This window comes from Martelella lutilitoris (assembly GCF_016598595.1).
Lineage (GTDB): Bacteria > Pseudomonadota > Alphaproteobacteria > Rhizobiales > Rhizobiaceae > Martelella > Martelella lutilitoris_A.
Window position 1 is genome coordinate 3022106 of record NZ_CP066786.1, and the last position, 19739, is coordinate 3041844.

Here is a 19739-nt window from a genome sequence, read left to right on the forward strand (position 1 = left end):
CTATCCGGCCAATGCCGCCTTCATCATCCGGTTCGCGCCGCGGTGATGCGCGTGACAGATGGCGATCGCCAGCGCATCCGCCGCGTCGCTGCCCTTGAACTGAACCTTCGGCATCAGGACCTTCAGCATCATGTGAATCTGCTCCTTGTCGCCATGGCCGACGCCGATCACCGCCTTCTTCACCGCGTTCGGCGCATATTCGGAAACATGCAGGCCGGCAAGCGAGGGCACCAGAAGCGCGATGCCGCGCGCCTGGCCAAGCTTCAGCGTCGCCACCGCATCCTTGTTGACGAAGGTCTGCTCCACTGCGGCCTCGTCCGGCCTCTGCTGATGAACCACTTCCGAAAGCCCGTCATGCAACTGCCTGAGACGCGAGGCAAGGTCCATCTGGCCATCCGTCGTCACCGTGCCGGAGGCGACGAATTTCAGCGAATTGCCGAGCGTCTCTATCACGCCCCAGCCGGTGCGGCGAAGGCCCGGATCGATGCCGAGAATACGAATCGTCTTTTCCATGCGTCTCACCCTATCGATGTTGCCCCAAGCCTTCCAGAGAAAAGTGAACAAAACAAAAACATCCATGACTGCCGCACGCCGCCCGGACTTTAAAAGCCGGCCCCGCGCACTATCTGGCCTGTCAAATCAGGGATTTGCAAAGCGTGCCGGCCGCCGGCCGGAAGGGAAGACGATTGACGACATTCTATCTCGCGGTGATGGTCTTTTCCGCGCTCGTCCTCATCGCCGCGCTATCCAGCGCGTTGGCCTACCGCTTCGGCGCGCCGCTGCTGCTTCTCTTTCTCGGCGTCGGCTTGCTCGGCGGCACCGACGGTTTCGGCATAGAATTCAACAATGACGCGCTGACCTTCTATGTCGGCTCGCTCGCCCTTGCCGTGATCCTGTTCGACTCGGGCTTCGGCACCTCGTTCAAGACCTTTCGCAGAACGGCGGCGCCGGCGATCCTGCTGGCAACCCTCGGGGTGCTTCTGACCGCTGGCCTGGTGGCGCTCGCTGCCAGCTTCATTCTCGGTTTCACCCTGCTCGAGGGATTTCTGCTCGGCGCCATCGTCGCCTCCACGGATGCGGCCGCGGTGTTCTTCCTGATGCGGATCGGCGGCATTCACGTGGTCGACAAGGTCAGTTCCACGCTCGAGGTGGAATCCGGCATCAACGACCCGATGGCGATCTTCCTCACCATGACGCTCGTCTCCATGCTTTCGGTGCAGGGCTCCGGCGCGGAAGAGACGCTCACCATGGCGCTTCATTTCTTCCGCGAGATCGGCTTCGGCCTGATCTTCGGTCTTGCCGGCGGCGTGCTGACGATCCTGATCGCCAATTCCTTCGGGCTCAATCGCGGCCTCGCGCCGATCCTGGTGCTCACCGTCGCGCTTCTGGTCTTCTCGGCAACGGGGGCGGCCGGCGGCAGCGGCTTCATGGCGGTCTATATCGCCGGCCTCATCGCGGGCAACCAGCGGGTGCGCTATTCCGGCTCCATCCGCCGCTTCCAGGAGGGCATGACCTGGCTTGCCCAGATCATCATGTTCCTGCTCCTGGGTCTTCTCGCCACGCCGCGCAATTTTCCGGAGATCCTTGTTCCGGCTCTGGGGCTGGCGCTGTTCCTCGTCTTCATCGCCCGTCCGATCGCGGTCTGGCTCTGTCTCTCCTTCTTCGACTACCGCCCGCGCGAGACGAATTTCATTGCCTGGATCGGCCTGCGCGGAGCGGCCTCGATCCTGCTTGCCATCCTGCCGGCAATCTACGGGCTGGAAAATGCCGGGCTTTATTTCAACATCGTCTTCATCATGGTGCTGGTCTCGCTCGTCCTGCAGGGCTGGCTGCTCGGCCCCGTCGCCCGTCTGCTGAAACTCGTTCAGCCCAGGGCGAGCGGCGCGCTGGAGACCGTCGAGATCGATCTGCCCGGCAATGCGAAGCACGAACTGCTCGTCTATCGCCTCGCCGATGGCGCGCCGGTGCTGGAGGGCGCGCTCATTCCGCGCTGGGCGATCCCCTCTCTCGTCGTGCGCGACGGGTTGTCCATGCGCTATTTCTATGCCGGCAACCTCAGGGCCGGGGACTATCTCTACCTGTTCGTCGTGCCCGGCATGTCCTATCTGCTGGACCAGCTTTTCGCCGATCCGAAAAAGATCGGAGAGAAAGGCGAGGAGCCGATGCTCGGCACGGAAGTGCTGATGCCCGACCGGCCGCTCCGCGAGCTTGCCGCCATCGACCCCGAGGTTGTCGTTCCGCCGGGCCAGGAAGAAACGGCGCTTGCCGACTTCATGAAGGACAGGCTCGGCGGCAAGCCGGAAGTCGCCGACCGGCTGCATCTCGGTCCCCTGTCGCTGATCGTGCGCGAGACCGACGACGCGCATAATGTGGTGTCCGTCGGCGTCTGGCGCGAGCCTTTGGAGGAGGAGGCGTCGCAGTTTTTCCCGCCTTTCTGGCAGCGCGCGATGCGGCGCCTGCTGCGCAAGGGTCTTTGAGCCGATGCCGCGCATCCCTGGGAGCGGTTTTTGCCTTTTGGCTTTTCTGACCTCTGTCATTGCCGCCAGCAGCGTTTTTGACTAGGAATCGATGCGCCCAAGATTGATTTTGGCGATGCTATTCGCACCCGACGTCGAAGGCCGGCATGCCGAGGATCGAGGACAGACCTCTGCCGGCCCGAAAAATCCCGAAGCGCCGGTCTGCCGGCCCTTCCAACCGCAAAAAGAGGAAGACATCCATGCCTGCCTTCAAGACTCTCGATGACCTTTCGGACCTGACCGGCAAGCGCGTCCTGGTCCGCGTCGACCTGAACGTGCCCGTCAGCGAAGGCCGGGTCACCGACACCACGCGCATCGAGCGGGTCGCCCCGACCATCCTCGAACTCTCCGGCAAGGGCGCCAAGGTCATCCTGATGGCCCATTTCGGCCGTCCGAAAGGCCAGGTCGTTGCCGACATGTCGCTGAAGCTGATCGTTCCGGCCGTCGAGGAAGTACTCGACCATGATGTGAAATTCGCCGATGACTGCGTCGGCCCAGATGCCGAGAAGGCCGTCGCGGCCATGCATGACGGCGACATCCTGCTTCTCGAAAACACCCGCTTCCACAAGGGCGAGGAGAAGAACGATCCCGACTTCGTGGCGGAACTGGCGAAGAACGGCGATATCTACGTCAACGACGCCTTCTCCGCCGCCCATCGCGCCCATGCCTCCACCGAGGGTCTCGGCCACCACATGCCCGCCTATGCCGGCCGCACCATGCAGGCCGAGCTCGAGGCGCTGGAAAAGGGTCTCGGCGACCCCAAGCGTCCGGTCGTCGCCATTGTCGGCGGCGCAAAGGTTTCCACCAAGATCGACCTCTTGGAAAACCTGATCGAGAAGGTCGACGCGCTCGTCATCGGCGGCGGCATGGCCAACACCTTCATCGCCGCCAAGGGCATCGATGTCGGCAAGTCGCTGTGCGAGCATGATCTTGCCGACACGGCGCGCGCGATCATGGCGAAGGCCGAGAAGACCGAGTGCGCCATCGTTCTGCCGGTCGACGGCGTTGTCGCTCGCGAATTCAAGGCGCATGCGGCAAACGAGACTGTGGCCATCGACGCCATTCCGGCCGATGCGATGATGCTCGATGTCGGCCCCGGCTCGGTCAAGGTCGTCAATGAGTGGATCGGCAAGGCGGAAACGCTGGTCTGGAACGGCCCGCTCGGCGCCTTCGAGATCGAGCCCTTCGACGCTGCCACGGTCTCGGCCGCGAAATCTGCCGCCGAACAGACCAAGGCTGGCAAGCTCACCTCGGTTGCCGGCGGCGGCGATACGGTTTCCGCCTTGAACCATGCCGGCGTCAAGGATGAATTCAGCTATGTCTCGACCGCCGGCGGCGCCTTCCTGGAATGGATGGAAGGCAAGGTCCTGCCGGGCGTCGACATTCTGAAGAAGTAAGCGTCACGCCAGACAATGGCATGACGAACGGGGCGGCCCGCGCGGCCGCCTTTTTGTTGCCTCACGACGGACGGATCATCAGCACCAGCGCCGTCATCGCGAAGGCAAAGAGCGCGATCTTCCAGAAATCCATGCGTTTTCTCAGGCCCGGAAGGCCGAGCGGCCTGATGATCTGAACCGCCATGGCGGCGATGAGAAGCAGCGATATCAGCTTGGCCATCAACGTCCCTGTCCGCCCTGTCGCGGGCGGTTTGTGGTGAGCTTTGCCCCGTCATAGCGCGCAGGAAACGGCGCGTCACCCGTAACGGATTGATTTCTTCAGTGCATTCCCGCTACGCGGTGGTAATATTGCCGGAACAAGCCGGGCCGTGCCGCGTTGCGCTTAAACCCTTTCTATGACTTTCATTCACCCAGGCGACTTGATGAAACGCAATCTCTTCCCTGTTTTCGCGCTGCTCCTCGGCACGCTCTTCCTGTTTTTCGGCAACGGTCTCCATGGTCTTCTCCTGCCGCTACGCGGCACCGCGGAAGGCTACAGCGACACGGCCCTCGGCTTCATCGGCACGTCCTGGGCCTCCGGTTTCGTGCTCGGCTGCCTGTTCGCGCCGAAGCTAATCATGCGCATCGGCCATGTGCGCGCCTTTTCCGGCTTCATCGCGCTGATCTGCATGGTGGCGCTGATCACCGGCGTCTTCGTCAACCAGTTTGCCTGGATCGCGCTCAGGGCCGCCACCGGCTTTGCCATGGCCGGCACGCAGATGATCATCGAGAGCTGGCTCAACGAGCGGGTCGACAACAAGAGCCGCGGCACGGTCTTCACCTTCTACACCGGCATCACGCTGTTCGGCGTCGTCGGCGGCCAGCTCGCCGTCGGTTTCGGCAACCCCAACACGCCGATCCTGTTCATGGTCGCCGGCATCGTCTACTGCATCGCCATGCTGCCGACGACGGTTTCCAACGCGGCCTCGCCGCGACCGCTCCAGGCCGTGCGGATCGACCTGAAACTGCTCTACCGCAACTCCCCGGTGGCCTTTTTCGGGGTCCTGCTCACCGGCATCGCCAACGGCGCCTTCGGCACGCTGGTGGCCGTGTTTGCCGCCCGCGCGGGCCTGCCGGACAATCAGGTCGCCTTTCTGGTGACGGGCGCCATTCTCGCCGGCGCGCTGGCCCAGGTGCCGGTCGGCCGGCTGTCTGACCGGATGGACCGGCGCCATGTGATCGCGGGACTTGCCGGCATTGCCGCCGCCGCCGCCATCGCCACGCTCATCCTCAGGCCCGGCAGCACGACGCTGATCGTCCTGATCGCCATCTATGGCGCGACGGCCAACGTGCTCTATCCGATCACCGCTTCACACGCCAACGACTTCGCCCGGCCGGAAGACTATGTGAAGATCGCCAGCGGCCTGCTGTTCCTGTTCGGCATCGGCACGATCATCGGCCCGACGGTCAGCGGCCCGGTGATGACGGTATTCGGCCCCTATTCCCTGTTTATCGTCACAGCGAGCGCCCATCTGCTGATCCTCGTCTATGCCATCATCCGCTCGCGCATCCGTGCCGCCATTCCGGTGGACGAGCGCGACACCTTCATGGCGATGCCGGACGCGGCGACGCCGGTCTCCACCACCGAGGGCGTCGCTCTGAAAAACCCCAATCGCGACGCCCCCGACGACCAGGAAAGGAGGGAAGACCATGCCGCTTGACGATGACAACGAGGAACGCAAACCGCCGAAGGGCCAGTATGTTATCGGCGCCGACCTCGAAGAGCACTCCGTCGAGGCGCTCAACGGCTTCGTCGCGGATCTGCGCCGAGAGATCGAGCGCATCGAGGCAGCCATTTCGAAGAAGGGCAGCGGCCGCGAGACCGCCGAAAGCTTCTTCAAGAAGAAATGACCCGCCCTTGCCGAAGGCCGTTAAACAGATATTAACCTTTCCAAGGTGTTATAGGGCATCCGCCATGCGGAGTCGGGATTTCTGTCTTATTCCGATCATCACCCTTTGACTTATGAGCCGCCCCTCGCGGCTCTTTTTTTTGCGTTGCGGGCAATCGGCGGTGGGTATTAACCCTTCATTAAGAAACGGGTTGCGGAAATGCGCTACAGGTATAAGTGTTGTCGACGTTGTTGAAGACCTGCCGCACAGGCGTATCGCGGCGGTCGGCGTAGCCAGAGTATGCAGATGAGCAGTAGCGGGGCAAATCCGATCAATTTCGCGGGACGGGCCGCCAACTCACCCCAGTTCGAGGCCCTTTATGCCGAAGGCATGACGCTGGTCGAGGAGACCGCCGCCTATCTCGACGGCCCCGGCCGGGCTGCTTCGAAACACCTGAACGCGAAGGCTGCAGCGCTCTATTCCGCTGAATCGATCCGGCTCACCACGCGCCTGATGCAGCTTGCCTCCTGGCTTCTGCTGCAGCGCTCGCTCAATTCCGGCGAAATGACGCGCGAACAGGTGGTCCAGGAGCGTCGCAAGCTGAGGCTCGGCGGCGGCGGCAATGAGGACGAGATCTCCGCCTGGAGCGAACTGCCGCCGGGCTTCCGCGACCTCGCCGACCACGCCACCCGGCTGGAGACCCGCATCCGCAAGCTGGACGAAAGCCTGATGCGCGAGAATGCAACGCCCGAGCCCGCCAACAACCAGGTGATCGCCCAGATCGACCTGCTGCAGACGGCGTTTGCGCGGCGATAGAGAGCGGATTTCAGGGCAACGCTTTTCTCACCCAGGCGTCGGGGATGAACAAACCCCTCCCTAACCATACCGGGTCATCCTCGGGCTTGACGCAGGTGGAAGGATGGAGACCAAAAAGAAAACCCGACTGATGGCTAAACCGGACACCAATGGCTCAAGGTCGGGGTGACGGAGAATGGGAGCAGGCTCTTTGCTCCCTCAACGGGCTTTGCCAGCAGTTTGAGGCCGGGCGCTTTCGCGCCCGGCCTCGTTTTCTCGTACCGTCGCTCAACCTCAGAACGTCTGCGTCAGCGAGATCTTGAAGGTCCGGCCGGGCTCCGAATAGAAGCTCTGCGGCTGGTCCATCGTCGCGTCCTGCAGTTCCAGGGCGTCGTAATAGGTCTGGTCGAACAGGTTGTAGACGCCGGCCTGCAGCGTCATGCCTTCGAAGCGCTCCGGCGCCCACCAGGCGGTGACGTCAACGATGCCGTAGCCCGGCGCCTTGAAGTCGGCCGTCGAGCCATCCGGCACCTTGGCGGAGAGGATCCAGTTCGAATTCACGCCCCAGGTCTCGTCATTGTAGCCGCCGCCGATGACAGCCTTGAGCGGCGCCACCGAGCCCAGGATTTCGTTGGTATCCATGTTGAAGCCACGGGCGAAGGCGAGCGAGGCATGGACGTCCCAGTTGTTGATGAACGAGTGCTGGACGCTCGCCTCGACGCCGGCAATCTCGACATTGTCGATGTTGACGGTCTGGGTGATGCCGAAGGGATAGAGACCGGGCGCGATGCCGACATCACCGGGCTCGACCGACTGGGTATCGATGAAGTCCTTGTAGCGGCTGTAGAAGGCGGAAATCCGGCCGCCACTGTCGTCATCGCCGAAATTGGCGCCAAGCTCGAAGCCCCAGCTCGTTTCCGGCTTGAGGTCGGGATTGCCGATCCTGAGATAGGTGCCCGGACCGCCGTAATCGACATAGAGCTCGCCCGGCGTCGGCGCGCGGAAGGCGGTGGAGAACTGACCGTAAAGCTGGGTGAAGTCGGTCAGGTCGTAGGTGGCGAGGATCTTCGGCGAAATCCGCCAGTCGCTCTGCCCGTCCGGCAAGCCGTTGTAGTTCGGGTTGTTGGTATAGGCCTCGGTTTCCTTCGGGTCATACTGATACCAGTCGAAGCGCACGCCGGGGGTCAGCGCAAAGCCGCTGTCGCCGAAGATGATCTCGTCATGGGCGTAGAGGCCGAGGACATAGCCGTCCACATCCGGCGTATCCGCCTGGTTGGTGTGGAGGAAGTTGCAGGAGCTGAAAGGCGAATAGGGTCCGGGACCGCAATTGTCCTCGCCGCTCGAATACTGGCTCGTCTGCGAATAGTAGAAATCGCCGCCGATGGTGAAATTGTGGTAGAGCGAACCGGTCTCAATGCCCTTGGCAGCCCAGCCCGACCAGCCGTAACGCTCGTCATCGGTCTTCGAGGTGCGCGAATAGGGGCCATAGGGCGGGGTCGGGCGCGCGCCCGGCAGACGGGTGCCGCTGGTGCCGCTTTCACGTTCGCTCTTTAGCCAGTAGAAGGTGCTGAACGCGCTGTCGAACAGGCCGTCGGTGGCAATCGCCTCGTAATTATAGTCGATCGAGACGCGGTCGCGATGCTTGATCTCGCTGCCGTTCCAGTCGTCTTGCGCATAGGTGTCGCCCTGCTCGGTCAGGAGCTCAACGTCCTTGTCGCGGTCATAGCGCTCCAGCGTGAGACCCAGCGTATGGGCGCCCATGAACTGCTGACGCAGCTTGAACAGGAGGTTGTTCTCGTCAAAGCTTGCCGGATTGGGCTCGCTGCGGGTTTCGCCATAACCGCCGACCGTACCCTGGTTCTGCGTCTCGCTGCCCGAGCCGAGGTCACCCTGGAACAGCATAGATGTGTTGCCGGAGCGAATGGCGAAGGCGCCCTGCGCGTTGATGCTCTGGTCCGTGCTGTCATACATCAGCCCGGTGCGTCCGCCCCAGCCCTTTTCCGGGTCGATCAGGTCTTCCGGCTCCAGCGTGCGCAGCACCACCGTGCCGCCGAGCGAACCGCTGCCGGAGCGCGAGGAGTCCGAGCCGCGGACGATATCGATGGTGGCGATCGAATCGAAGCTGAAACTGTCCATATTGCCGACGGCATCGCCGCGCGCGGCATCATCGAGATAGGGAAGCTGAATGCCGTCGATGACGGTCGAAACGCGCGGCCCCTGCATGCCGCGAATATTGACCGAGCCCGAATCATCGCCGACGAAGGTGACGCCCGGCTCAAGCACGCGGGTGAAATCGCCGAAATCGGAGACGATATTGGCGTCGAGCGCGTCGCGCGTCGTTTCCGTGGCAAGCGGCGTGTCCGCAATGCCATCCTTGCCGCCTGTCGTGGTCACATTGACCGGCGCCAGAACCGTGGCCTCTGCATCCGTTGTGGCATCCTGCGCGATCGCGGAATGTGTCAAAACAGCCGACGCCAGTGCGGTGCACGACGCCAGCAAGAAGGTGCGGGAAAGTCCCATACGCATCACCCAATCCTCTTGTTCTCTTCAGAACCTGGCTGGCTGACGCCGGGAAACCCCGAAACGAACTGGCTGGCTGGGCATTCTGTGCCGGCAGGCGCCGGCTTCTCGTGCTTAGGAGCTATAAAACATGAGTATTATTGTCAACAAAAATTGCCTGATTTTCGTCATAATTTCCGCACTGCGACAGCATGTCGGTGGATATCCAGCCGCACCCGGGCTAAGTTTCGCCGAAATGCGGGCGTTAGTGGTCCGATCGAAACACGGGAGTGAAGGCGGATGGGCGTAAAGGCCGTTTTGAAGCGCAGTGCCTGGACGGCCGGAGCAGTCCTTCTCTGTGGGGGCCTTTATCTCGGCGGACTGCAGCTAACCGGCAACTTCCATGAAGTCCATGCAGGCACGCTCTATCGTTCCGCGCAGCCGAGCGCCGATGATCTGGCCGGCTACGCCAAACGCCACGGCATCAAGACGGTGATCAACCTGCGCGGCGCGCATCCGGGCCGGCACTGGTACGACCAGGAGGTCGCCGCAAGCGAGGCGCTCGGGATCACCCATATCGACTTCGGCATGTCCGACAGCCGGGAATTGCCGCTCGACCGCAGCCTGGAGCTTCTCGCGCTCATGCGCGACGCCGAGAAGCCGCTTCTCATTCACTGCAAGGCCGGCGCCGACCGCACGGGGCTGGCCGCGGTCATGTATCTGCAGCAACTGGCAGGCATTGACGAGGAAACGGCCGAATGGCAGCTCTCCCCGATCTACGGTCACCTCAATATTCCGATGACTGGCCCGTGGGCCATGGACCGGACCTGGGAAAGGCTGGAGAAGGATTTCGACCTGCCGAGCTGAGGAAGCCTATGCCGCATCGACGATGAAGCGGCTCCGTTCCTCCCGGAACCGCCGGGTGAGAAAGGCCCGCACCAGCGCGATGCGCGCCAGATTACCGGTATCGGGGTGTGACAGCAGGTAATAGGACCGCCGGAACCGGATATCCGGCAGAATGCTGACAAGGCCGGGACTGTCGCGCACGACGAAATCATGCAGGATGCCGATGCCGACGCCCGCGCGCACGGCCTCGATCTGGCCGGCGACGCCGGCGCAGCGAAACAGCCGGCCCGCAGACCGGCCGAGATGGTTTGCATAGTTCAGCGAGGAGGCATAGGCGTAGTCCTCCACGCCCGTCACCGCGACATGGCCGGACAGCGCGTGCTCGTCATCCGGCGCCCCGAACCGCTCCAGATAGGACCGCGCGGCATAGACGCCGAGCGTATAGTCCGTCAGCTTGGAGACGACCAGCCTGCCCTCCTCCGGCGGGTCGAGCGTGATCGCAAGGTCCGCCTCGCGCTTCGACAGCGAGAATGTGCGCGGCAGCGGCACGAGTTCGACGACAAGGGCTGGATGCTGCTCCTGCAGGCGACCAAGCTCACCGGCCAGAAAATAGGTGCCGAGGCCGTCCGGCGCGCCGACGCGCACGGTGCCGGCAAGGCTCGCGCCGCGCGCTCGCGTATCCTCCGCGATCCCGAGAATTTCCGTTTCGACCCGCTCGGCGACAACAAGCAGCCGCTCGCCCGCTTCCGTCAGCGCCGAACCGGCGGGCGTGCGCTCGAACAACGGCTCGCCGAGCGCCTCCTCCAGCGCATTGATGCGGCGCGAAACCGTGGCATGGTTAAGCGCCAGCGCCCGGGCGGCCGCAAGGAACTGGCCATGGCGGGCGACCGCCAGAAAAACGCGCAAATGATCCCAGTCCATCGACGTCCTATAATTTTTGCACAACGGATTTGTAAACTATCCTGTTTCTTTGCAGAAATTAATAGGCAAGAGTGCAGATGACAGTCAAACCGAGACGCGACAGGATGCTGTCCCGCTTGCGTCACCCTCGGGCTTGACCCGAGGGTCCAGGCGGAATCGCTCCGCAACAGTGGATCCTCGGGTCAAGCCCGAGGATGACGCTGAAGGGGACGGCGGGTCCTGTCGACTTTAAAACCGGAGGAACCACCATGAAATCCATCCAGCACTTCATCAACGGCACGATCGTGGCAGGCTCCGGAAGCCGCACGGTCCCGACCTATAATCCGGCAACCGGCGAACAGAGCGGCGAACTGTCGCTTGCCAATGGCGCCGACGTCCGCGCCGCCGTCGAAGCGGCAACGGCTGCCTTCCCGGCCTGGGCGGAAACGACGCCGCTGCGCCGCGCCCGCATCCTCAACAAGTTTCTCGGCATTCTGGAAGACCGGATCGACGAGCTGGCGAAGGTGATCACCGCCGAGCACGGGAAGGTTCATTCCGATGCGCTGGGCGAGATCCAGCGCGGCATGGAAGTGGTCGAGTTCGCCACCGCCGCCCCGCAGCTTCTGAAGGGCGAGTTCACCGAAAATGTCGGCACCGCCGTCGACAGCTGGTCGATGCGCCAGCCGCTCGGCGTCGTCGCCGGCATCACGCCGTTCAATTTTCCGGCGATGGTGCCGATGTGGATGTTCCCGGTCGCGCTTGCCTGCGGCAACTGCTTCGTCCTGAAGCCGTCCGAACGCGACCCCTCCGCCTCTCTTCTGATTGCCGAATGGCTGAAGGAGGCGGGCCTTCCCGACGGCGTGTTCAACGTCGTCCAGGGCGACAAGGAGGCCGTCGACGCGATCCTCGCCGATCCGGATATCCAGGCCGTAAGCTTCGTCGGCTCGACCCCGATCGCGCGCTATATCTACACGACCGCGACGGCGAGCGGCAAACGCTGCCAGGCGCTCGGCGGCGCGAAGAACCACATGATCGTGATGCCCGACGCCGACATGGACCAGGCCGCCGACGCGCTGATGGGCGCCGCCTATGGCTCGGCCGGCGAGCGCTGCATGGCGATCTCGGTTGCTGTTCCCGTCGGTGACGAGACGGCCGACCGGCTGATCGACAAGCTGAAGCCCCGGATCGCCGCGCTCAAGGTCGGTCCCGGCACCGATCCGGAGGCCGATATGGGCCCGGTGGTGACGGCGGCCGCGCGCGACAAGATCCTCGGCCTGATCGATTCGGGCGTCGAGGAAGGCGCCGACCTCGTTGTCGACGGTCGCGGCCTGAAGCTGCAGGGCTATGAGAACGGTTATTTCGTCGGCGCGACGCTCTTCGACAAGGTCACGACCGACATGAAGATCTACAAGGAAGAGATCTTCGGACCGGTCCTCTCGGTTGCCCGCGCCGCAAGCTATGACGAGGCGGCCCAGTGGATCAACGACCACGAATACGGCAACGGCACGGCGATCTTCACCCGCGACGGCGATGCCGCCCGCGAATTCGCCCACAAGATCAAGGTCGGCATGGTCGGCATCAATGTCCCGATCCCGGTTCCGATGGCATTTCATTCCTTCGGCGGCTGGAAGGCCTCGCTCTTCGGCGATCATCACATGCACGGCCCGGAAGGCGTGCGCTTCTATACCCGCATGAAGACAATCACCAGCCGCTGGCCCAAGGGTATCCGCTCGGGCGCAGAATTCTCCATGCCGACGATGAAATAGGCGGCATCCGCATACCCGGGACAATAGCAATCCGCCCCTTACCGGGCGGATTTTTTCTGCTATACCAACGGTCACAAGAGCGACAGGGGCGCCCGCTAGAGCGGGCTGAGAAGCACCCTTGGAACCTGATCCGGATCATACCGGCGGAGGGAGTCACTCGGGCCTTCTCCTCTCTGGCCCGTCCGGCTTTCCCGCTGAACACGACAAAAGGGAAACCGGCATGACGGACGCCGACATTCTGCTGAGCGAAATGCGCGAGAAAGCGCCGCTGGTGCACTGCATCACCAATCATGTGGCGATGAACATCGCCGCCAATGTCCTGCTTGCGGCCGGCGCATCGCCAGCGATGGTTCTGGCAGAGGAAGAGGCGGGCGAATTTGCCGGGCTCGCCGACGCGCTGACGATCAATATCGGCACGCTGACCTCCGCTCGACTGGCCTCCATGAAGGCGGCCATTGCCGGCGCAAGAGACGGCGGAAAGCCCTGGGTGTTCGACCCCGTCGCCCATTTCGCAACCGACTATCGCAGAAAGGCCGCGCGCGCGATCCTCGATCTCGGCCCGGCCGTCCTGCGCGGCAATGCCTCGGAAATCCTCGCCTTCTCCGGCGCGGCGGCACACGGCAAGGGCGTTGATGCCGGCGACGGCGTTCTTGCGGCGGAGGAGACCGCGCGCCGTCTTGCCGCCGAGGGCAATATGGTGGTTGCCGTCACCGGCGAGACCGATTTCGTCACCGACGGCCGCCGCGCCGCGCGGGTTGCGGGCGGCTCTCCCCTGATGCCGAAGGTCACCGCGCTCGGCTGCGCGCTCACCTGCCTTGTCGGGGCCTTTGTCGGCACGCGCCCGGCCGATCCCTTTTCCGCAACGATCGCCGCCTTCGCGCTCTATGCGGTCGCCGGCGGCAAGGCCCACGGAATGGCGCAAGGCCCCGGCACCTTCGCCGTGCAGTTTCTCGACGCCCTCGCCGCAACGGGCCCGGCGGAACTGAAGGCCGGGGCCAGGGTTACACTCCTGTGAGGCGGGACGTGCGCGGCTCTGACGGCGCAAGGCGCCTCGGCATCGGCCGATTGAAACGCGGGCAGCCCCTTTCCACATGTCCCGCAGGCGGCCCCGTCGCCGAACATACCAACAGGCAGCGATGGCGCACGTCCATCGGGAAGGCAAAGACATGATTGCGAATATTCTTTCGATCGCCGGCTCCGATCCCTCGGGCGGCGCCGGCATCCAGGCCGATCTCAAGACGTTTTCGGCGCGGGGGACCTACGGCATGGCGGCGATGACGGCGCTGACGGCGCAGAATACGCAGGGCGTGACCGGCGTGCACGAGGTGCCGTCCGCCTTCGTCGCCGAGCAGATCGCGGCGATCTTTGACGACATCTCCGTCAGCGCCATCAAGATCGGCATGATCGCCAACGCCAATATCGCCATCACCATTGCCGACAGCCTGCGCCACCACGTCGAGGTGCCGGTCGTGCTCGACCCGGTGATGGTGGCCAAGGGCGGACACCGGCTTCTGCCGGAGGACGCGGTGGAGGCGCTGAAGGAGCATCTCCTGCCGCTGGCCGCCGTCCTGACGCCGAACCTGCCGGAGGCCGCGGCCCTGCTTGACGAAGACGTCGCGACCAATCGTGAAGCGATGATCGCCCAGGGCAATACGCTGCGCGGGCTCGGCGCCCAGGCCGTTCTGATGAAGGGCGGCCATCTGGAGGGCGAGGATTGCCCCGACCTGCTGATGACCGCCGAAGGCCATCGATGGCTGGAAGGCACACGGATCGACACGGAAAACACCCACGGAACGGGCTGCACGCTGTCGAGCGCCATTGCCGCCGAAATCGGCAAGGGAACCGCGCTTGCCGAGGCCGTCGTCATCGCCAAGGACTATGTCGCCGGCGCGATCGCGGCATCGGATAGGTTGTCGGTCGGCTCCGGCCACGGCCCCACCCATCACTTCCATGCCCTTTGGCCGTGATTTCAACAAATAGTGATGCCTAACCTTCGTGCGCAGGGCGAATTGATCTTTCGCGGCCGCTTACCCCACTGGCATCCCGTCGGCGGCTGGATATACTGCTGGCGAGAAGAGAAGGAGGTCTCGATGAAGAAAAACTATCTGATCGCCGGCGCCGTGGCGCTCTGTCTGGGCGCGGGTTCGGTTATGGCACAGGACGCCCCGCAAATGCTCCGCCAGGATGACATGAAGGCCATCGGCCAGGCCATGGGCCAGCTCGGCGCCATCGCCAAGGGCCAGAAGGATTACGATCCAGTCGTCGTGGAAGGCGCGCTGTCATCGATCGCCGACCATGCCAAGGACTTCCCGACGCATTTCCCGGCCGATTCCAAGACCGGGAACGACACGGAAGCAAGCCCGGCGATCTGGGAGAACATGGACGACTTCACCGCCCGCGCCGACAAGCTCGCCGCCGATGCAACCGCGCTTCTTGCCGACCTTCCCGCCGATCAGGCCGCCGTCGGCAAGGCAATGCAGACGCTCGGCGCCAATTGCGGCTCTTGTCACGAGATCTATCGAGTCAAGAACTGACCCTGCTGCCCTGAGCCGGGGATGAAAACGGGTATTCAAGGAGCCGAAGCGTGAATCCACGCATCACGATCGGAGTGCTGGTTATCGCCGCGCTGTTCATGGGCGCGGCGTTCATCGTAGCGCTCACGCCGCCCAGGCTTGACCCCGAAGCGCTCAGAAGCGCCGCGGTCGCCGATACGCAAAACGGTGAGAAGATCTTCTGGGCGAGCGGCTGCGCCGGCTGCCATGCTGCCCCCGGCGCCGAAGGCGACCAGAGGCTGGTACTATCCGGCGGCCTGCCGATCGAGAGCGATTTCGGCACGTTTCACGCGCCGAACATCTCGCCGGACGAAGGCTATGGCATCGGCGACTGGACCTTTTACGAATTCGCCAATGCGCTGAAGAAGGGCATCGGGCGCCATGGCGAGAACCTTTACCCCGCCCTGCCCTACACATCCTATGTGCGCATGACCAACCAGGATGTGCGCGACCTGCACGGCTACATCATGACGCTGCCGAAGAGCAGCGAGCCAAGCAAGCCGCACGAGATTGCCTTCCCGTTCAACATCCGCCTGGCGCTCTCCTTCTGGAAGCGGCTCTATTTCTCAGATCAGCCGCGCGTCACGCTTGCCGACGCCGCTCCGGAGGTCATGCGCGGACAATATCTGGTGGAAGGCCCGGGCCATTGCGGCGAATGCCACACGCCGCGCAATGCGCTTGGCGGCCTGAAATACAGCGACTGGCTTGCCGGCGGGCCCAATCCGGACGGCGAAGGCATGATCCCCGACATCACGCCGGGTTCCAAGGCCATCGGCGACTGGACGGCGGGTCAGATCGCCGACTATCTCGAGACAGGGTTCACGCCCGATTACGATACGGTCGGCGGCTCCATGGTCGAGGTGCAGCAGAATGTCTCGCACCTCACGCGCGCCGACCTCGAGGCGATCGGCGCCTATCTGAAGGCCGTGCCGGCAAAGTGAGGCCGGCCGGTTTCAGGCGAGCGACTGCAGATAGCGCATGCCCGTCACCGGCCGGGCGACAAACTCCATCTGCTGGTAGAACTGATGCGCCTTGGTGTTGCCCGTGGCGGCGCTGACGGAGAGATAGGCGCAACCCGCCGCCCTGGCGAAGTCGCGCGCGCGGGCAATCAGATGCTGGCCGACGCCGTGGCTGCGATGACCGTCGCGCACAAAGAGATGGTGCAGGTCCATGCCGCGCATGCCCTGCTGGGCGCGGTAGAGCGGGGTCAGAAGCGCATAACCCAAAAGCTGGGAACCGCCGTCGGCGACGAGCGCCGTTACCCAGGGCGCCGGCCCGAACAGGTCGCGCTTCAGCCCTTCGGCGCTCGCCTCCACGACGTCGCCGTGAAAGGTGGCGAGAAGCCCGATCATTTCGAGCAATTGGGGAATATCGATCTCGACCGCTTTCCTGATGGTCATCAGTGCGGGTCGTTCCAGCGAGATTTCGTCTTGGTCTTCGGTCATTGTCGTCCCTGGCCTTCGTTTTGAGTACCGCCGGGGACTTTGCTTCAACACCTTAGCCGCCCCCTGGCGGCCGGTGATGAACATGATCAATCGCGGCCGCTCCTATCGGAACAGCCAAAAATACGTGTGGTTGTGGGTCACGGTCTTGATCATGGAATTTCAGATGCGCCGAAACGGCAGACTTGTCAATTGAAAAATCACGCATGCTCCTCCGCGCACAGGCCGTGGTGGGCGAGCGAACGGATGACATAGCATTCGCCGACAGCGTCGGCGTCGCAGTGACCGGCGATCCGCGCCAGTTCCGTCTCCAGCCGTTTCAGCCGCGCGATCTTCTCACGCACGAGGGCGAGGTGGTCGCGGGCAATCGCATCGGCACGATCACACGGTGTTTCGGGATGGGCCGACAGCTCCAGCAATTCGCGGATCGCATCAAGCGAGATGCCAAGGTCGCGGGCATGACGGATGAAGGCGAGCCGGCCCTCCTCCTCCCGTCCGTAGCGGCGCTGATTGCCCTCGGACCGTTCCGCCGGCGCAATCAGCCCGCTCTGCTCGTAATAGCGGATGGTCGGCACCTTGACGCCGGTGCGTCGGGAAAGCTCACCGATGGAAAACATGCTTCAGAAAACCTCTTGAACCTATAGTCGCTGGAGCAATTATGGTGACCGGCATCGACAATTACAACGGGTCGCGGACAATGAGCGCATGCTGCGGACAAGCCACTTTCGACGGCATGTCGGAAGCCTACAAGAAAAGACTGAAGATCGTCATCCTTCTCAACGCGGCGATGTTCATCGTGGAAATGGCGGCGGGCCAGGCGGCGCGGTCGCAGGCCCTCCAGGCAGACGCGCTCGATTTTCTCGCCGACGCGCTGACTTACGGCGTCTCCATGGCGGTGATCGGCGCCTCTTTGAGGACTCGGTCCGTGGCCGCCGCCTTCAAGGGCGCGAGCCTGTTGCTGATGGGTCTCTTTGTGTTCGGGTCGACCGTATGGCGGTTTTTCGCCGCCGGCGTGCCGGAAGCGCCGGTGATGGGCGTGATCGGACTGATGGCGCTTGCCGCCAACCTCGCCACGGTGCTGCTGCTCGTCAGCTACAAGGATGGCGACGCCAATGTCCGCTCCGTCTGGCTGTGCTCGCGCAATGACGCGATCGGCAATGTGGCGGTTATGATCGCAGCGCTCGGCGTCTGGGGCTCGAACACGGCCTGGCCGGACCTTGCCGTCGCCCTCGTCATGGCAAGCCTTTTCCTCACCTCGGCTTTCCAGATCCTGGCCCAGTCATGGCGGGAGTTCCGCTCGGGGGAAGCGGAGGCGGGCGCGCTTGCCGAAAACGCATGCCGCGAAAAAGCCTGCTGCGACAGTCGAGACGATAGCGAAAGCCGGCCCGCCTGAAACAAAAATGCCCGGAAGCGCGCGTCCGGGCTTCCTGACGATCCGCCGGGCGCGGCCTATTTGCAGTTGGCCCGGGCCCAGTCCATGTAAAGCGCCATCGCCTTCTTCGCCATCGGGCCGAGATCATAGTCACGGTCGTCAAGCCTGGTGACGGGAACCACCTTGTTGTAATTGCCGGTCATGAACAGCTCGTCGGCTTCCATGAAGTCCTTCACCGTCAGCGTACGCTCCTCGGCGGCGATGCCGTTTTCGCGGAAGAGCTTGAGGATACGGCGGCGGGTGATGCCGGCGAGAAAGCAGCCATTGTCGGCCGGCGTCATCGGGATTCCGTCCTTGACGAGGAAGATGTTGGCGGAGGCCGTTTCGGCGACATTGCCGTTCATGTCGCAGGCAAGCGCATTGTCGAAACCGCGGGTCCGCGCTTCCAGCATCATCCGGCCGGAATTCGGGTAGAGGCTGCCGGCCTTGGCATGGGTCATCGCCACTTCCGGCGAAGGCCGGCGGAAGGGCGACAGCGTGAGACGCACCGGCACGGTGGAGCGCATCGGCGTTTCGAAAAGGCAGAGCGCGAACCGCGTGGAGGCCGGATCGGGCGGCACGAGGCCGGCAAGGCCGTGCTCGGCCCAGTACATCGGCTTGATGTAGACGGCCTCCGCCCCCTTGAAGCGCTTCAGGCCCTCCCACACCAGCGCCTCGATTTCTTCCGGCGTATGGGTCGGCTCAAGGCCGAGCGCCCGCGCCGAGCGGTTGATGCGCTTGCAGTGCTCGTCGAGATCGGGCGCCATGCCCTCGAAGAAGCGCGCCCCGTCGAACACGGTCGAGGCAAGCCACATCGCATGCGAGGTCGGGCCGATCAGCGGCGGATTGCCGGGAAGCCATTCGCCATCCACATGGGTCCAGGTTTCCGATGACGGGGAAGTATCGACTGCCATTTCATTCTCCTTGCAACGCCGCCGGCCTTCGCTATGCGCCTCGCAAGGTCGGTCGCTGGGAAAGGGGCCGGTGCGGCAGCGTGCGCCGGAAGGCGGGCGGCGGAAATTCAATGCAGCCAATCAAGACTTCGCCCGGCAGAAGGTCAAGCGGAAAATCCCCGGGTCCGCCCTTTCCCGGAAAACGGAATCCGCTACGCTTCCCGCGCCTGTTGATCTTCGCCACCGCGGCATAAAAAAGCCGGCGGACAAACCGCCGGCCTCGAAAATTCCCGATCGTCGCGGCCGTTATTCGGCGAGAGAAACCGGAACCTCGTAGTTCACCCGGAGCGCATGGCTGTAGGGGCAAACGATATGGGCCTGATGGACGAGGTTTTCCGCGGTCTCGCGATCGAGGCCCGGAATGGAGATGGTGAGTTCCGCGGTAATGCCGAAACCTTCGCCATCGTCGCGCGGGCCGACGCCGACGGTCGCCGATACGGTCGTTTCCTTGGGAAGCTTGACCTTCTTCTTGGCGGCGACATTGTGAAGCGCGGAGTTGAAGCAGGCGGCATAGCCGGCGGCGAAAAGCTGCTCGGGATTGGCTCCTTCGCCGCCCGGTCCGCCCATTTCCTTCGGCAGGGCGAGATTGACTTCGAATGCGCCGTCTTCGGTGCGGGCCGTGCCTTCGCGGCCGCCGGTTGAAATGGCCTTGGTGGTGTAAAGCGTCTTGATCATGGCATTGCTCCTTGTTGAGGCGGAAACCGCCTTCCTCGAGAAAACTTCCATTTCTTCTACGACGCGGCGGAGCCAGATCGGTTCCGTTCCGTATCGCATGGATTTTAAATAGCGCACA

Annotated in this window: 20 protein-coding genes and 1 riboswitch; of the genes, 12 read left to right on the forward strand and 8 right to left on the reverse strand. The window is 63.5% G+C overall.

What is annotated here, in order from left to right; genetic code table 11:
• Positions 1–513: a crossover junction endodeoxyribonuclease RuvC gene (gene ruvC, locus JET14_RS14550; protein WP_200334465.1), complete on the reverse strand. Its 513-nt coding sequence runs from the start codon at positions 511–513 to the stop codon at positions 1–3.
• A 173-nt stretch (positions 514–686) separates the two neighbouring features.
• Here ruvC and JET14_RS14555 point away from each other — a divergent pair, with 173 nt between their 5' ends.
• Positions 687–2477, forward strand: a complete 1791-nt coding sequence (locus JET14_RS14555; protein WP_200334466.1) for a potassium/proton antiporter — start codon at positions 687–689, stop codon at positions 2475–2477.
• A gap of 239 nt (positions 2478–2716) precedes the next feature.
• Positions 2717–3913 carry a phosphoglycerate kinase gene (locus JET14_RS14560; protein ID WP_200334467.1) on the forward strand — a complete coding sequence of 399 codons (1197 nt, stop codon included), beginning with the start codon at positions 2717–2719 and terminating at the stop codon, positions 3911–3913.
• Positions 3914–3974: 61 nt separating this feature from the next.
• Here JET14_RS14560 and JET14_RS14565 read toward each other — a convergent pair whose 3' ends face one another.
• Positions 3975–4133 carry a hypothetical protein gene (locus tag JET14_RS14565; RefSeq protein ID WP_200334468.1) on the reverse strand — a complete coding sequence of 53 codons (159 nt, stop codon included), beginning with the start codon at positions 4131–4133 and terminating at the stop codon, positions 3975–3977.
• 202 nt (positions 4134–4335) lie between these two features.
• On the opposite strand from JET14_RS14565, the gene JET14_RS14570 reads away from it, so the two are divergent.
• From JET14_RS14570 to JET14_RS14580, 3 genes are all read left to right on the forward strand, one after another.
• Positions 4336–5613, forward strand: coding sequence for an MFS transporter (locus tag JET14_RS14570; protein ID WP_200334469.1), 1278 nt, complete (start codon positions 4336–4338; stop codon positions 5611–5613).
• Positions 5603–5803, forward strand: a complete 201-nt coding sequence (locus tag JET14_RS14575) for a DUF1192 domain-containing protein (RefSeq protein WP_200334470.1) — start codon at positions 5603–5605, stop codon at positions 5801–5803. Before JET14_RS14570 ends, JET14_RS14575 begins: the two co-directional genes overlap by 11 nt.
• Before the next feature lie 285 nt (positions 5804–6088).
• Positions 6089–6598: a DUF1465 family protein gene (locus JET14_RS14580; protein ID WP_200334471.1), complete on the forward strand. Its 510-nt coding sequence runs from the start codon at positions 6089–6091 to the stop codon at positions 6596–6598.
• 273 nt (positions 6599–6871) lie between these two features.
• On the opposite strand, the gene JET14_RS14585 is transcribed toward JET14_RS14580, so the two are convergent.
• Positions 6872–9103 (reverse strand): TonB-dependent hemoglobin/transferrin/lactoferrin family receptor, encoded by a 2232-nt coding sequence (locus JET14_RS14585; RefSeq protein WP_246750324.1) that lies wholly within the window; start codon positions 9101–9103, stop codon positions 6872–6874.
• Between the two features lie 273 nt (positions 9104–9376).
• On the opposite strand from JET14_RS14585, the gene JET14_RS14590 reads away from it, so the two are divergent.
• The gene (locus tag JET14_RS14590) at positions 9377–9943 is read left to right on the forward strand and encodes a dual specificity protein phosphatase family protein (RefSeq protein WP_200334472.1); all 567 of its coding nucleotides are present in this window, start codon (positions 9377–9379) and stop codon (positions 9941–9943) included.
• Between the two features lie 6 nt (positions 9944–9949).
• Here the strand turns inward: JET14_RS14590 and JET14_RS14595 are convergent, their stop codons facing one another.
• Entirely contained in the window at positions 9950–10843 is an 894-nt protein-coding gene (locus JET14_RS14595; protein ID WP_200334473.1) for a LysR family transcriptional regulator, read from the reverse strand.
• 248 nt (positions 10844–11091) lie between these two features.
• Between JET14_RS14595 and JET14_RS14600 the strand changes: the two genes are divergently transcribed.
• The 5 genes from JET14_RS14600 (at position 11092) to JET14_RS14620 (ending at position 16081) form a co-directional block, all read left to right on the forward strand.
• Complete coding sequence (locus JET14_RS14600; protein ID WP_200334474.1) at positions 11092–12588, forward strand: CoA-acylating methylmalonate-semialdehyde dehydrogenase; 1497 nt, start codon at positions 11092–11094, stop codon at positions 12586–12588.
• A 74-nt stretch (positions 12589–12662) separates the two neighbouring features.
• A riboswitch (TPP riboswitch) is annotated at positions 12663–12757 on the forward strand.
• Positions 12758–12808: 51 nt separating this feature from the next.
• Entirely contained in the window at positions 12809–13603 is a 795-nt protein-coding gene (gene thiM, locus JET14_RS14605) for a hydroxyethylthiazole kinase (protein ID WP_200334475.1), read from the forward strand.
• Positions 13604–13754: 151 nt separating this feature from the next.
• A complete protein-coding gene (gene thiD / locus JET14_RS14610) occupies positions 13755–14555 on the forward strand; it encodes a bifunctional hydroxymethylpyrimidine kinase/phosphomethylpyrimidine kinase (protein ID WP_200334476.1) in 801 nt (266 codons plus the stop codon).
• Between the two features lie 123 nt (positions 14556–14678).
• Positions 14679–15122 (forward strand): c-type cytochrome, encoded by a 444-nt coding sequence (locus tag JET14_RS14615; protein WP_200334477.1) that lies wholly within the window; start codon positions 14679–14681, stop codon positions 15120–15122.
• 98 nt (positions 15123–15220) lie between these two features.
• Positions 15221–16081, forward strand: a complete 861-nt coding sequence (locus tag JET14_RS14620; protein WP_200338110.1) for a c-type cytochrome — start codon at positions 15221–15223, stop codon at positions 16079–16081.
• Positions 16082–16093: 12 nt separating this feature from the next.
• On the opposite strand, the gene JET14_RS14625 is transcribed toward JET14_RS14620, so the two are convergent.
• Together JET14_RS14625 and JET14_RS14630 are read right to left on the reverse strand one after the other, a co-directional pair.
• On the reverse strand, positions 16094–16585 hold the full coding sequence (locus JET14_RS14625; RefSeq protein WP_246750325.1) for a GNAT family N-acetyltransferase: 492 nt from the start codon (positions 16583–16585) through the stop codon (positions 16094–16096).
• Positions 16586–16782: 197 nt separating this feature from the next.
• Positions 16783–17199 carry a MerR family transcriptional regulator gene (locus JET14_RS14630; RefSeq protein WP_200334479.1) on the reverse strand — a complete coding sequence of 139 codons (417 nt, stop codon included), beginning with the start codon at positions 17197–17199 and terminating at the stop codon, positions 16783–16785.
• A gap of 41 nt (positions 17200–17240) precedes the next feature.
• Here JET14_RS14630 and JET14_RS14635 point away from each other — a divergent pair, with 41 nt between their 5' ends.
• Complete coding sequence (locus tag JET14_RS14635; RefSeq protein WP_432443039.1) at positions 17241–17975, forward strand: cation transporter; 735 nt, start codon at positions 17241–17243, stop codon at positions 17973–17975.
• A gap of 56 nt (positions 17976–18031) precedes the next feature.
• Here JET14_RS14635 and JET14_RS14640 read toward each other — a convergent pair whose 3' ends face one another.
• Positions 18032–18907 (reverse strand): branched-chain amino acid aminotransferase, encoded by an 876-nt coding sequence (locus JET14_RS14640; protein ID WP_200334482.1) that lies wholly within the window; start codon positions 18905–18907, stop codon positions 18032–18034.
• Between the two features lie 285 nt (positions 18908–19192).
• Entirely contained in the window at positions 19193–19618 is a 426-nt protein-coding gene (locus JET14_RS14645) for an organic hydroperoxide resistance protein (protein WP_024707378.1), read from the reverse strand.
• Positions 19619–19739: the final 121 nt, after the last annotated feature.